Origin of the sequence: Sphingomonas sp., from assembly GCF_042096255.1 — a bacterium.
Classification (GTDB): Bacteria; Pseudomonadota; Alphaproteobacteria; order Sphingomonadales; family Sphingomonadaceae; genus Sphingomonas.
In genome coordinates this window covers 43159-56515 of record NZ_JBELLZ010000001.1, presented here as the reverse complement: position 1 = coordinate 56515, position 13357 = coordinate 43159, and the positions used below count along the sequence as shown (strand labels likewise).

The window sequence follows — 13357 nt, the reverse complement described above, 5'->3', positions numbered from 1 at the left end:
CGGGCAGGGGCACGAGGCATGCGCCACACACGCGCGGCACTGGTGATCGCCGGCGCCGCGCTCGCAACAACCGCCCCGGCTGTCTGCGCGGCGCAGGACAGCGACATCCTGATCCAGCCGACCACCCCGCCGGAGTTCAGCCGGGACCGCAACGTCAGCGTCCGGGAGCGCGCGCGGCCCGACTATGATGCGCTGGGTATCCGAGCCGGCGGCTTCCTGGTCTTCCCGCGGCTCGACATCGGCTTGGGTGCGGACGACAACATCTTCCTGTCGGAGGAAAACCCGACCTCGGCAGGCTATGCGGTGGTCGAGCCGGGCGTCCGGGTCCAGTCGGACTGGGTGCGCCATTCGCTGACCGCGACCGCCAATGGCCGCTTCCGCCGGTTCTTCGACTATTCGGTCCGCAACGAGGACAATTGGAGCACCGGCCTGCTCGGCCGCCTCGATGCGACCGGCGACCTTTCCATCACCGGCGAGGCACAGGCGGGTCGGGTGTTCGAAAGCCCGTTCTCGGGCAACGTCGACGCCAGCGTGTCGGCCCTGTCGAGCTACGACTACAGCCTGCTCTCGGCCCGCGCCGAGTTCCGCAGGGCCCGCAATCGCTTCGCGCTCGCCTACAACCGCAACCGGTTCGACTTCAACGACGTCGATTTCGGCGAAGGCACGGTGATTGATCAATCCAACCGCAACCGGACGATCAACGGCGTGGTCGCCCAGGCGGAACGGGCGCTGACCCCGGTGACCTCGGTCTACGTCCAGGCGAGCTACGCCGACACCGCATATGATACCCTGCTCGCCCCGGGCATCGCCAACCGCGATTCGGATGGGTATCGCGTCGTCGGCGGCGTGAGCATGGACCTGCCTGCCTTTCTGCGCGGCACGGTGGCGCTCGGCTATTCCTGGCGCAAGTTCAACTCGCCGCAGTTTCGCGACGTGAGCGGCTTCTCCGCCGATGCGCGCGTTGACTATTTCTATTCGGAACTGACCACGTTCAACATCCGCGTCCGCCGGATCATCCAGGACTCCCAGATCGGCGTCACCGCGGCCTATTTCGACAATCGCCTGTCGATGGGCGTGGACCATGAGCTCCTCCGCAACCTGATCCTGAGCGCGGCGGGAGACGTCGCCTATCAGGATTACATCGACTCGAAGGAGGGCTTCTACATCTATCGGGTCAGCGGCCAGGCTCGGTACCTGATCTCACGGTGGCTCTCCGCGGACATCCTGGCCTCCTATTCTGCGCGAAACGGCAACGACTTCGTCGTGAACGGCAATCCGAAACAGTTCCGTGTCGAGACACGCCTTTCCTTCCGACTCTGATTGCAAGTCCATCGGGCCACGCATATGCTGCAGCGCAACAATCAGGTGATCAATCCCATGAGCGGCTCGAACGAAGGCGATGGCGACGAGATCCGCCTCGCGGACAACGTCAAGGCGCTGATGGATGTGTTGCGCCGGCGCTGGCTGACGCTGGGCCTGGTCACCCTGGTCGTTTTCGGCGTGGCGGCAACCTTCATCATGCTGATGACGCCGCACTACCAGTCGGTGGCCCGGATCCAGCTTGATCCGGACCGCGATCCCATGGCGCGCGCGCAGAACTCGAATCCGTCGAACATCGATTCGGAATATGTCGAGACCGAGGTCACCGTGCTGAACTCGCTCGACATCGCCCGCGCCGTGGTGACGCGGCTAGGGCTGGGCAACGATCCCGAATTCGCCGCCGCACCCGATGCGGCGAACACCCGCCCGATCAGCCCGGAGGAGCGCCAGACCGCGGTTGCCCGCGCGGTGAAGCGCAACTTGAGCGTCGGCCGCGACCGGCTGACCTATGTCATCAACGTCGGCTTCAAGGCGGAGGAGCCCGGCAAGGCGGCGGACATCGCCAATGCCTTTGCCGAGGAATATATCCGCACCAAGGTGGGCAACCGCGTCGGCACCGCGGAAACGCAGGCGAGCTTCTTCGAGCGCCAGCTCGCCGAGCTGGCGGACCAGGTGCGCGCGGCCGACGCACGCGTGGCGCAATATCGCGCGCGGACCGGAACGGTGCGCGGCGGCGCGGCGGGAACCATCGTCGACCAGCAGGTCGGTCCGCTATCGACTCAGCTCGCCACCGCCGAATCACAGGCCGCCGAGGCCCGCGCGCAACTGAGCGCCGCGCGCGCGCAGGTCGCCCGCGGCGGTCTTGATTCGGTCGCGGAGGTGCGCAGTTCGCCGGTGATTTCGGACCTGCGGCGCCAGCGCGCCGAGGTGCTGCGCGCGCTGGGCGAGGTCTCGTCGCGCTACGGCCCGCGCCATCCCGAGAGCATCAAGGTCAACGAACAGCTCCAGGCGCTCGACGTCCAGATCAAGGCGGAAGCCAATCGCGCGGTCGCGTCGCTGGAGGCAACCTCGCGCGCCGCGGACGCGCGGGTGGCCAGCCTGCGCGGCTCGATGCGCCAGCTCGAAGGGCAGCAGGCTTCCAACACCCGCGCCAGCGTGCTGGCCGACAGCCTGGAGCGCGAGGCCGCGACCAAGCGCGAGGCCTATGAGAAGATGTCGCAGCTTTCGCTGGAGAGCATGCAGGCGCAGCGCAGCGAGATCGCGCCGGCGACGATCATCGATCGCGCCGTTGCCTCGCCCGCGCCGACCTCGCCGCGCCGCGCGCTGATGCTGGCGACGGCGCTGCTGGTGGCCTTTGCCTGTGGCTGCGCGACGATCATCGCGCAGGAACTGCTCGTCCCCGGCATCCGCAACGTCGCCGATTTCGAATCGCACCTCGGCCTGCCGGTGCTGGCCGCGGTCCCTAAGGTGTCGGGCAAGCAGAGCCCCGCCAACCTGGTGCTCGACAAGTCCACCAGCCTTTATGCGGAATCGATGCGCATCGCCCGCGCCTCGATCTATGGCGTGCGCACGTCGCGCGTGCTCAAGACGATCACCTTCACCTCCGCGCTTCCCGCCGAGGGGAAGACCACCACCGCGCTCGCCTTTGCGCGCGCGCTTGCGACCGGCGGCGCGCGGACGCTGCTGATCGATGCCGACGTGCGCCGCGCCGCGCTGCACGGACTGACCGGCGCGGGGAGCACACACGGCCTGCTCGACGTGCTCGCCGGCGAGGCGCGCACGGAAGAGGCGATCGTACGCGATGCGGTGGAGGGGCTGGACCTGCTCCTCGTCACCCGCCCGCACTATACCTCGGAGAACCTGTTCGACGGCGATCGGATGTCCGGGCTGCTTGGCGCGCTTGCCGCGCGCTACGACCATATCATCATCGACGCGCCGCCGGTGCTCGGTCTTGCCGACGGGCGCGTCCTCGCCGCCCTCGCCGATGGCGCGGTGATGATCGTACGCTGGGGCAAGACCCCGATGCGGGCGCTGAGCGCGGCGGTGCACCAGCTCCAGAGCGATGGCGCCACGGTGATCGGCGGGATCTTCTCGATGGTCGATCCGTCGTCGGAGGCGATCGGCGGCATGTATTATTCGAGCAAGTACGCCACTTACTATCGCGCGCGCTGAGGCGCATGCGGCACGGACGCCCGACCGGCACCGAGCGCCGAGCGGCGGACATCGTCCTTGCGGTCCTCGCCCTCGGCGCGGTGATCGCGGTGATCGCGATCGGGCAGGAGCGGCAGGTCGCCCTTGCCGAAACATACCTGTCCTCCGAGGTCCGGCAGCTGACGCGGCATCGTCCGCTGGTGCCCGATCCGCGGCCGATCGCGCTCGACCAGCCGCGCCGCCTGCTCCTGCTCGAAGCGCAATCGCGCCTGTACGAGGCGCCGTTTGCAGCCCCGGCGGCGCGCGCGGCGATGCTGGACTCCGCGCACCGGGCGCTCCGCGTCGCCGCAGCGACACCGTACGGGGACGGCGAGGCGGAACTGGCGCTCGCCTATCTCCACGCCGGCCGCGGCAACGCCGCGGCGATGCGCGCGGCGCTGGCCCGCAGCTATGCGTTCGCGCCCTATCTGCGTTACGCCGCCGATTGGCGCGTGCGCCAGGCGTTCGCACATTGGCGGGATCTGCCGTCTTCGGCCCGGCGCCGATCGGTCGACGAGGCGATCTGGTACGTGCGTCTGCGCGCCGAATATCGCGAAGGCATCTTCAGCGCCGCGCGGGCGAGCCCCGCCTATACGCGCTTCCTGCTAGCGCTTCGGCAGGTGCGGGCGCGAGATCAGGACCTGCGGAGCTTCCGAGGCGCAGGCCATCGCGCGCCCTGAACGCGAGCATGCCGGCCAGGAACAGCGTCAGCGCCGCGAGCGCCGGCACGTCCAGTGCGATGTCCACCATCGCACAGCCGAACACGGCGAGAATTCCGACAAACACACCGCTGGCGATGTCGTGCAGCCCTTCGTGACGCAGGTTGGTAAGGACACGCCGCGCAACCAGCGCGGCAGCGGCGGCAAGCAGCAGCAGGTAGCCAATGCCGCCCTCCAGCAGCAGCCCGAGGAACAGGTTGTGCGGCGCGTTCACCGTCCAGAGCAATTGCGCGATGAACGGATCGCTTAGCGAACGGGCACTGACCGTGGCGAAGCCACCCGCGCCATAGCCGAACCAGATCGAGCGGAGCGACACGCCCAGATAGTGCTGCCACATCGTCATCCGCGCCAATCCATCCCCACCAACCCGGTTCAGGCGCAGCTGCAGGAGGTCGGCGAGGCCGATCCATGCCGCTGTCAGCACCGCGGCCGAGAGCACCACCGCCAGCACGGTGCCGCGCCGGTCCCGCCGCCGTGCACCCGCCAACAGGATCACGGTGAGGCCCAGGCCGAGGCAGGTGTTCGCGGACCTGGAAGCGGTGACCAGGCAGGCGCTCGCGCACAGCAGCACCGCCATGCAGCGGGCGATCATCGCCGCGCGGACCAGCGGCTCGCGCCAGTCCGCAGAATCCCCCGTCACCCGCGTCAGCCCGGCAAGGGCCAGCATGGCGAAGTAGGCGCCGGTGACGTTGCTGTTGCTCATCGTTCCGGCGAAACGCACCCCGCCGTGCGCCTGCCAGAGGTGAGAAGGCAGCGCCCCCGCCTGATCGCGCAGCACCACGCCCAACAGGGCATTCGCGCAGGCGAACGCCAGCAGCCAGTCGATCGTGGAAGCCAGCGCCTGACGCCGCAGCGCAAGCACCGCGCCCATACAGAAGGCAACCAGCAGCGCCGCCGCGCCCAGCAGTTCACGCAGCAACAGGTCCGGCCGGGCATAGTTCGCGCCCAGCGGCGGCACCCACAAGGGCAGCGCCATCCAGATCTGCGCCACGACCGCGAGCGCGACGATCGGCGCGAGCGCTCGCCAGACCGGCAATGAGGGTGGTGCGGCGAACAACAGCAAGCCGAATGGAACGGAAAGCAGGAGGAACAGGATTGGCTTTCCCGCGGGGCCGTTAAGCCCGTCGAAGGCGATCGCCAGGCTGAGCGCGAGCGCGGCGATGGCGGGAAGCCGAGGCCGGACCGCGGTCCGCACCGACGCCAAGGATCTCCCTTCCACCACCCCTCGTCTCCCCCGCTGCGGCAATAGGAAATCGCACCACTCAGGCCATCCAAAAAGGGGCGGCATTTACAACAGCTTTACTCCGTTCCGCCATAGCGGACGTCCCTGCCCGGAGAATCACGATGGCCTTGCCGCATGCCCGCCTCGAGACGCCATCCACGTCCGCGCGCGAACTGGAAGAAGAGGACGCGCCCGACACTCCTGGCGGCAGCCCCGCGCATGAACTGCAGTTCATGCTCCAGCGCCATTATGGAGCGCGGGCGGACCTGCCTGCCCCCAGCCAATCGCGCGTGCTCGAACTCGTGAACCCGGTTATCGAGCAGATGTCGCGGCTCGCGGGCGTTGCCGCCTTCGCCCTTGCGCTAGCGGGCGTCGTCCTGCTGATCTGGTAGCCTAGGGCCAATCCTGATCCCAAGACGGAACGCCCGCCCGCCCGATCGCGTTAGTCACGATTGCGTGTAGCCTGTTTCAAAAGGCGACACGTGGGGCATGCAGCCGGTGCCATCCGTCGGCAGGCTGTGTTAGGATTGTTTGTCAGCGGGTTGCGAATCGGGACGGTTGGGGGATCGGTCCGATGCGGGATGGGAGGTCGTCGAGACCATGCACCAGCGGATACACGCGGCTGAGCAGGGGTGGGCTGTGCCGATTCGTGATTCACGGCGCGTGTCGAAGCAGACGATACGGCTGATCCTCTATGCCGAGCTGTGTCTGCTCGACCTGGCGGTGATTGGGGGCACGCCGGCATTAATCAGCCTGGCGTTCACCTTGGTCGGGCTCGGGCGCTATGATCTGGTTCCGGTTGCGTCTTTGCTGCCGATCTACGCGATCGTGGCGGTCAATAGCGGTGCCTATTCGCTCGAGGTGCTGCGCCGGTCCGGCGAGGGCGCGCGGCGCGCGATCACTTCCTTTGTCACCGCGGTGCTCGCCATCCTGCTGCTAAGCTTCTTTCTCAAGAGCTCCGAAGAAATCTCGCGCCTGTCCATCGGCGCCAGTGCGGTGGCGGTGGTGCTGGCGCTCGGCCTGGCGCGCATTGCGTTCGGCCGCCACGTGCGGCACCTGACCGGCGGGCAGCTGATCAACGAGCTGGTGATCGTCGACGGGGGCGCACCTCCGGACCAGACCGGCGGCGCGCAGGTGATCGACGCGCGCCAGCTGGACCTGCGCCCCAATCTCAAGGACCCGGAGATGCTCCACCGGTTCGGTGCGCTGGCCAAGTCGTTCGATCGCATCCTCATCGCCAGCGTGCCCGAGCGGCAACCTCAATGGGCGCTACTGCTGAAGGGCGCCGACATCGACGGCGACATATTGATGGAGGAGGCCAATGCGGTCGGCGCAATCGGTCTGGCAACATTCAACGGCCAGGAAACGATGCAGGTCTCGCGCAAGCCGCTGAACCTGCCCGACCGCATCAAGAAGCGGCTGCTGGACCTTTCGATCACGGTGCCGTTGCTGATCGTGCTGCTGCCTCTGCTGGTTCTGGTGGCGATCGGCGTGAAGCTGGACAGCCCGGGCCCGATCCTGTTCAAGCAGGATCGCGTCGGCCGCGGCAATCGGCTGTTCAAGGTGCTGAAGTTCCGCAGCATGCGCACCGAGAGCAGCGACGCGCGCGGCGCCCGATCGGCCAGCCGCGACGACGACCGGATCACCCGGCTGGGACGCTTCATCCGGGCGACCAGCATCGATGAGCTGCCCCAGCTGTTCAACGTGCTGATCGGCGACATGAGCCTGGTCGGCCCACGCCCCCACGCGCTTGGCTCGCTGGCCGGGGAGCGGCTGTTCTGGGAGGTCGACCAGACCTATTGGCACCGCCACCAGTTGAAGCCGGGCATCACCGGGCTCGCCCAGATCCGCGGCCACCGCGGCGCGACGCTCCAGATGTCGGACCTGACTGACCGGCTCCAGGCCGACATGGAATATGTGCAGGGCTGGGATATCTGGCGCGACATCAGCATCCTGTTCAACACCTTCCGCGTGGTGGTGCACAAGAACGCGTTCTGATCAGCTGTCCCGCGCCGACAGAGCCGCGGCCGCGACGAACGGCGCGGCGGCGACGAGCAGCAGGCTGGTCGCTGCAAGCAGCTTGAGCCCCGGTCCGTCGCCCGCGACCGATCCGGCGCCGAAGATCAGCAGCGGCACCGCCAGCGGCAGCATCACCAGCCCCGCCACCGCCGCAGCGCCGCGCAGGCCTGCGGTGAGCGCGGCGGTCACCACCGCCAGCGCGGCAAGGCCGGGCGTGCCCAGCGCGAGCCCCGCCTCCACCCGCAGCAGCGCCGCCAACGGCAGGTCGAGCAGCCCCCCCGCGATCACCGCGGCGAGCATCACCGGCGGGCCGAAGCCAAGCCAATGGCCCAGCACCCGCGCCGCCAGCACGGTGGCGGGCGGGTAACCGCGCAGGTCGAGCTGGTCGAACACGCCCGCGTCCACGTCGGGCGCGACCAGCCGTTCGACCGGCAGCAGCGCGGCGAGCAGCGCCGCCGCCCAGATCACTCCGGGCCCGACTCGCGCGAGCAGCGCCGCGTCCGGTCCGGTCGCGAACGGGAATAGGGTGGCGACCAGGAGGAAGAAGCCGACCAGCAGGGTGGTGCCGCCCGAGCCGTAGCCGCGGCGCACGTCCCGCCAGACCAGCGTGATCATAACGTCACCTCGATCGCATCGGTCAGCACCAGCGGCTGATGCGTGGCGACCACCACCGCACCGCCACCGGCGCGATGACGCGCGATCGTCGCCTCCAGCCGCGCGATCGAGGCTGAGTCGAGCCCGTTGGACGGCTCGTCGAGCAGCCACAGCGCGGCCGGGCTGGCGATCACCCGCGCGAGGGCAGCGCGGCGGCGCTGGCCGGTGGACAGGAGGCGGACGGGCAGGCCGGCGATGGCCTCCAGTCCCACATCGGCGAGCGCCGCCTCGACCCGACCCGACAGATCGGGTGCCGCGTCCATCCGCGCCCAGAAGCCGAGCGCGCCGGAGAGCGGCAGCTCCTCGTCCAGCGCGGTCGCTTCGGCGAGCAGCGCGATGCTCCCCGCGGTCACCGATCCCGCCGCCGGTCGCAGCAGTCCGGCGAGCACGCGCAACAGGCTGGACTTCCCCGCCCCGTTCGGCCCCGCCACCCGCGCCGCCTCGCCCGCGCCGAGCGTCAGGTCCAGCCCCTCGAACAGCAGCCGGCCGCCGCGAACACAGGCGAGGCCGCGGGCGACGAGCAGGCTCAATCCGAAACCGCGTCCTCGAGCGCGTGCATGTCGGCATCGCTCAGCCCGAAATGGTGGCCGATCTCGTGGATCACGACATGCGCGACGAGGTCGTCGAGCCGCACGCCGGTCTCGCACCATTCGGCGAGGATCGCCTGGCGGTAGAGGTGGATGCGATCGGGCAGCGCCGGCGCATCGAAGGCGGATTTCTCGCCCACCGGGCGGCCGTGATAGACGCCGGTCAGCTCCAGCGGATGTTCCAGCCCCAGGCTCGCCAGCGTCTCGGCGTCGGCCTCTTCCTCGACCAGCAGGGCGACGGTGCCGAGATGCTCCCGGAACGCCACGGGCAGGCGCGCGATCGTGGCGCGGGCATGCGCCTCGAACGCGGCGGCGGAGGGCGGTGCGCCCGGAAGGTCTTGCCCCGGCATCGCCGCGGCCATAGCTCCGGGCCCTGACGAACCGCAAGGACACCATCATGGTCGAGCAACTGAGCGAAGCGGAACGCGCCGAGGCGCTCGATATCCTCCCCGACTGGGATTATGACGAAGCACGCGACGCGATCACCCGCTCGATCGTGTTCGGCGACTTCGCCGAGGCGTTCGGCTTCATGACGCAGGTGGCGTTGATCGCCGAGCGCGCCGACCACCATCCCGAATGGACCAATGTGTGGAACCGCGTGGAGATCACGCTGACCACCCACGACGCCGGCGGCCTCTCCGCGCGCGACGTGGAGCTGGCGCAGGCGATCGATTCAATCCTGGGCGACTGACGCGGCCCTCGTCACCGATCACCCCTCCGTTCGCCCTGAGCGAAGTCGAAGGGCATGCGCAGCGTCGCCAAGGTGCTTCGACTTCGCTCAGCACGAACGGAGGAGGGGCTGACTCTCAGTCGAACAGCGAGGAGACGCTGGCCTCGTCGCTGATCCGGCGCATCGCCTCGGCGAGCAGCGGGGCGATGGTGAGGTGGCGGATCTTGGCCGCGCCCGCGATCACCTCCTGATTGCCGATCGAATCGGTGATCACCAGCTCGCGCAGCGCGGAGCCCTCGACCCGCGCCACCGCGCCGCCCGAGAGCACACCGTGGGTGACATAGGCGACCACGTCCTCCGCCCCTGCCTCGCGCAGCGCCGCGGCGGCGTTGCACAGGGTGCCAGCCGAATCGACAATATCGTCGACCAGCACGCAGAAGCGCCCCTCGACGTCGCCGATGATGTTCATCACTTCCGACTCGCCCGCGCGCTCGCGGCGCTTGTCGACGATGGCGAGCGGGGCGTTGTCGAGCCGCTTCGCCAGCGCACGCGCGCGCACCACGCCGCCGACGTCGGGGGAGACGACCATGAGGTTGGGCCCGTCGAACCGCGCCTTGATGTCCGCCGACATCACCGGCGCGGCGTAGAGATTGTCGGTGGGGATGTCGAAGAAGCCCTGGATCTGGCCGGCGTGCAGATCGATCGAGAGCACGCGATTGGCGCCCGCCACGGTGATCAGGTTGGCAACCAGCTTGGCGGAGATCGGCGTGCGCGGACCGGGCTTCCGGTCCTGCCGGGCATAGCCGAAGTACGGCAGCACCGCGGTGATCCTCTTCGCCGACGCGCGCTTCAGCGCGTCGATCATGATGAGGAGCTCCATCAGGTTGTCGTTGGTGGGATAGCAGGTCGACTGGAGCACGAACACGTCCTCGCCCCGAACGTTCTCCTGAATCTCGACGAACACCTCCTCGTCGGCGAAGCGGCGGACCAGCGCATCGGTGAGCGGGATCTCGAGATAGCGCGCCACGTCCCGCGCCAGCGGCAGGTTCGAATTCCCGGTCATCAATTTCATCAGGGGCGCCTTTCTGTCACGCGCCTTACGGGGGCCGGCGAATGCGGGCAACGGGTCTGAAACCGACCGCCGCGCGTTGACGCGCGTGTCATTCCTGAACGCCGTCGCCACCGCCGCCCCCGATCACGACGTCCATGCCGCCTTCGAAGGCTGGGCGCGTGCCCGGCTGGATGCACGCGCGGCGCGGGTGTTCGAGAGAATGGCGACGCGATCGGGCATCCGCCATCGCTGGTCGGTGCTGCCGCGTGCGGAACAGGGCGGCTCGCCGGTGATGCCCGGCGGCTTCTATGCGGCGGACTGGCCCGGCACCGCGGCGCGGATGCGCGTCTATGCGGAGGCGGCTCCCGCGCTGGCGATCGCCGCGATCGATCGTCTGGGCCTGTCGCTCGACGGCGTTACACATCTGGTGGTAGCCAGCTGCACCGGCTTCGTCGCGCCCGGCATCGACCAGATCGTAGCGCGGGCGATCGGCCTCGCGCCTTCGGTCGAGCGGACGCTAATCGGTTTTATGGGCTGCTATGCCGCGGTCGCCGCGCTCAGGACCGCGCGTCATATCGTCCGGTCGGAGCCGGACGCGCGCGTGCTGGTGGTATGCGTCGAACTGTCCACGCTGCACCTTCAGGAAACAAGGTCGCTCGAATCGCTGCTGGCGATGCTCCAGTTCGGCGATGGCGCGGCGGCGGCGCTGGTCACCGCCGAACCGCGCGGTTTCGAACTGCGCCAGCCTTTCGCCACCACGCTCGCCTACAGCGATGCGCTGATTCGCTGGGACATCACCGACCAGGGTTTTGCGATGACCTTGTCGGGCGAGGTGCCGGGGCGGATCGCCGCGGCGCTCGCCGATCCGGAGACCGCGCCGCTGGTGACCGGCGGGCACGACCCCGCCGGAATCGACGGCTGGGCAGTGCATGCCGGGGGCCGGTCGATCCTCGACGCGGTGGAACATGGGCTGGAGCTGCCCGCCGACGCGCTTCAGGCGTCGCGCTCGGTGCTGGCCAATTATGGTAATATGTCTTCGGCGACGCTGATGTTCGTGCTGGCGCGGATGCTGGAGGGGCCGCCGGTGCGGAGCGGCGTGGCGCTCGCCTTCGGTCCGGGACTGGCGGCGGAGGGCTTCGCCTTCGGGAGCGCGGCGTGACGCTGCGGGTGCGCGCCGAGGCCGAGGAGTTGATGGACGCGCCCGACCTTGACCCCGCCACCTATGCGGCGGTGCTGCGCGACCTTGCCAAGGTGAACACCGCGACGCTGGCGGCGCGGCCGACGCTCGCCTTCCTCGATCGCCTTCCCGCCACTAACCGGCCGCTGCGCGTCCTCGACGTCGGCTTCGGCGACGGCGACATGCTGCGGCGGATCGCACGCTGGGCGGCGCGGCGCGGTCGCGCGGTGGCGCTGGCCGGCGTCGACCTCAACCCGAACAGCGCCCCCGCCGCGCGCGCCGATACGCCCGCCGCGCTGGGAATCGACTATCGCATCGGCGACTATGCAGATCTGGCCGGCGAGGGCTGGGACGCGGTGATCTCGAGCCTGGTGGCGCATCACATGACGCGTGCGCAGCTGGTCGCTTTCCTGCGCTTCATGGACGAGCAAGCGCGGCTCGGCTGGCTGGTCAACGATCTTCACCGCCACGGCTTCGCCTATCACGGCTATCCCCTGCTCGCGCGGCTGGCGGGCTGGCACCCGATCGTCCGCCACGACGGCCGCCTGTCGATCGCGCGCAGCTACCGGCCGGGCGAGTGGGCGCCGATCCTGGCGGAGGCGGGCGTTGGGGGGCGCGTGTTCCGCGCCTTTCCGTTCCGGCTGTGCGTGGAGCACCTGTGCGCGCGCTGATCCTGGGCGGTGGGCCGGCGGGCGCGGCGGCGGCGATCACCTTAGCACGGGCGGGCGCGCCGCACCTGCTGGTCGAACGGACGCGCGAGACGGGGGATGCGCTGTGCGGCGGCTTCCTGAGCTGGCGGACGCTGGAGACGCTCGGCCGACTGGGCGTGACGCCTGACACGCTGTCGAAACGCCTCATTGGCCGCGTGCGCCTGTTCGCGGGCGGGCGGTGCGTCGAGGCGCCACTGCCCCGCCCTGCCCGGGCGGTGTCGCGGCGGACGCTCGACACCGCGCTGCTCGCCGCCGCGGCCCGCGCGGGCGCGGCGGTGGAACGCGGCGCGATGGTGCGAACGATCGAACGCGGTGCCGCGGACGTGGACGGCGCCCAGCTGGCGGGTGCCCTCTTTCTGGCGACCGGCAAGCACGACGTGCGCGGCGCGGGTCGCCCGCTCGACGGCGACCCCTCGTTGGGGCTCAGGGTTCGGCTCGCCCCCTCGCCCACGCTCGATCTGCTGGTCGGCGATGCGGTGGAGCTGCACCTGTTCGATCGCGGCTATGCCGGCGTCGCGTTGCAGGAGGACGGCAGCGCCAACGTCTGCCTCGCCCTGCGCCGGTCGCGACTGCGCGAGGCAGGGTCGCCGCTCGCGTTGCTGCGCGAGATCGGCACCGGCCCGCTCGGCGAGCGGCTCGCCACGCTGGTCGATGCGAAACCGATCGATGCCGTCGCCAACGTGCCCTATGGCTGGCGGGCGCAGGCGGGGGACGGCTGCTACCGGCTCGGAGATCAGGGCGCGGTGATCGCCAGCCTCGCTGGCGAGGGCATGGGGATCGCGCTGGCGAGCGGCATCGACGCCGCGGCGGCCTACCTGTCCGGCATGGATGCGGACCGCTGGCAGCGCCGCTTCGCCCGACGATCGCGCCGCCCGGTGCTGCTGGCCGACGCAGTGCGCCACCTCCTCGAACGCCCGGCGATCGCCCGGCGCGCGCTAGCCGGCACACGGATCGCGCCGCAGTTGATCCAGGTGATCGCGCGCGCGACCCGGATCGGGGCAGGAGCCTCTTGATTCCCGCCCCACCGCTCGCGAGATT

At 69.6% G+C, this 13357-nt stretch carries 14 protein-coding genes; 9 read left to right on the top strand and 5 right to left on the bottom strand.

The window, feature by feature from the left end; translation table 11 throughout:
• The first annotated feature begins 18 nt into the window (after positions 1-18).
• From ACFDTH_RS00295 to ACFDTH_RS00285, 3 genes are read left to right on the top strand one after another with little or no spacing between them, the layout of a single operon-like run.
• Positions 19-1320, top strand: coding sequence for an outer membrane beta-barrel protein (locus tag ACFDTH_RS00295; RefSeq protein WP_375285493.1), 1302 nt, complete (start codon positions 19-21; stop codon positions 1318-1320).
• Positions 1321-1344: 24 nt separating this feature from the next.
• On the top strand, positions 1345-3492 hold the full coding sequence (locus tag ACFDTH_RS00290; RefSeq protein WP_375285492.1) for a GumC family protein: 2148 nt from the start codon (positions 1345-1347) through the stop codon (positions 3490-3492).
• Between the two features lie 5 nt (positions 3493-3497).
• Complete coding sequence (locus tag ACFDTH_RS00285) at positions 3498-4190, top strand: hypothetical protein (protein ID WP_375285491.1); 693 nt, start codon at positions 3498-3500, stop codon at positions 4188-4190.
• Here ACFDTH_RS00285 and ACFDTH_RS00280 read toward each other — a convergent pair.
• Positions 4075-5424, bottom strand: a complete 1350-nt coding sequence (locus tag ACFDTH_RS00280) for an O-antigen ligase family protein (protein ID WP_375285490.1) — start codon at positions 5422-5424, stop codon at positions 4075-4077. The two genes, ACFDTH_RS00285 and ACFDTH_RS00280, sit on opposite strands and share 116 nt — an antisense overlap.
• Before the next feature lie 149 nt (positions 5425-5573).
• Between ACFDTH_RS00280 and ACFDTH_RS00275 the strand changes: the two genes are divergently transcribed.
• Positions 5574-5843 (top strand): hypothetical protein, encoded by a 270-nt coding sequence (locus tag ACFDTH_RS00275; protein WP_375285489.1) that lies wholly within the window; start codon positions 5574-5576, stop codon positions 5841-5843.
• A 271-nt stretch (positions 5844-6114) separates the two neighbouring features.
• Positions 6115-7449, top strand: a complete 1335-nt coding sequence (locus ACFDTH_RS00270) for an exopolysaccharide biosynthesis polyprenyl glycosylphosphotransferase (protein WP_375285488.1) — start codon at positions 6115-6117, stop codon at positions 7447-7449.
• On the opposite strand, the gene ACFDTH_RS00265 is transcribed toward ACFDTH_RS00270, so the two are convergent.
• From ACFDTH_RS00265 to ACFDTH_RS00255, 3 genes are read right to left on the bottom strand one after another with little or no spacing between them, the layout of a single operon-like run.
• Positions 7450-8085, bottom strand: coding sequence for a heme exporter protein CcmB (locus ACFDTH_RS00265; protein WP_375285487.1), 636 nt, complete (start codon positions 8083-8085; stop codon positions 7450-7452).
• Positions 8082-8654: a heme ABC exporter ATP-binding protein CcmA gene (gene ccmA, locus ACFDTH_RS00260; RefSeq protein ID WP_375285486.1), complete on the bottom strand. Its 573-nt coding sequence runs from the start codon at positions 8652-8654 to the stop codon at positions 8082-8084. Before ccmA ends, ACFDTH_RS00265 begins: the two co-directional genes overlap by 4 nt.
• Positions 8651-9061 carry a metallopeptidase family protein gene (locus tag ACFDTH_RS00255; RefSeq protein WP_375285485.1) on the bottom strand — a complete coding sequence of 137 codons (411 nt, stop codon included), beginning with the start codon at positions 9059-9061 and terminating at the stop codon, positions 8651-8653. The genes ccmA and ACFDTH_RS00255 overlap by 4 nt, the downstream gene beginning before the upstream one ends.
• A 44-nt stretch (positions 9062-9105) precedes the next feature.
• Here ACFDTH_RS00255 and ACFDTH_RS00250 point away from each other — a divergent pair, with 44 nt between their 5' ends.
• Entirely contained in the window at positions 9106-9402 is a 297-nt protein-coding gene (locus ACFDTH_RS00250; protein ID WP_375285535.1) for a 4a-hydroxytetrahydrobiopterin dehydratase, read from the top strand.
• Between the two features lie 115 nt (positions 9403-9517).
• Here the strand turns inward: ACFDTH_RS00250 and ACFDTH_RS00245 are convergent, their stop codons facing one another.
• Positions 9518-10453 carry a ribose-phosphate pyrophosphokinase gene (locus ACFDTH_RS00245; protein WP_375285484.1) on the bottom strand — a complete coding sequence of 312 codons (936 nt, stop codon included), beginning with the start codon at positions 10451-10453 and terminating at the stop codon, positions 9518-9520.
• 76 nt (positions 10454-10529) lie between these two features.
• Here ACFDTH_RS00245 and ACFDTH_RS00240 point away from each other — a divergent pair, with 76 nt between their 5' ends.
• The 3 genes from ACFDTH_RS00240 to ACFDTH_RS00230 are packed head-to-tail and all read left to right on the top strand — an operon-like array spanning position 10530 to position 13332.
• The gene (locus ACFDTH_RS00240) at positions 10530-11591 is read left to right on the top strand and encodes a type III polyketide synthase (RefSeq protein ID WP_375285483.1); all 1062 of its coding nucleotides are present in this window, start codon (positions 10530-10532) and stop codon (positions 11589-11591) included.
• Positions 11588-12280 (top strand): methyltransferase domain-containing protein, encoded by a 693-nt coding sequence (locus ACFDTH_RS00235; RefSeq protein WP_375285482.1) that lies wholly within the window; start codon positions 11588-11590, stop codon positions 12278-12280. Before ACFDTH_RS00240 ends, ACFDTH_RS00235 begins: the two co-directional genes overlap by 4 nt.
• Positions 12268-13332 carry an FAD-dependent monooxygenase gene (locus ACFDTH_RS00230; protein ID WP_375285481.1) on the top strand — a complete coding sequence of 355 codons (1065 nt, stop codon included), beginning with the start codon at positions 12268-12270 and terminating at the stop codon, positions 13330-13332. The genes ACFDTH_RS00235 and ACFDTH_RS00230 overlap by 13 nt, the downstream gene beginning before the upstream one ends.
• Positions 13333-13357: the final 25 nt, after the last annotated feature.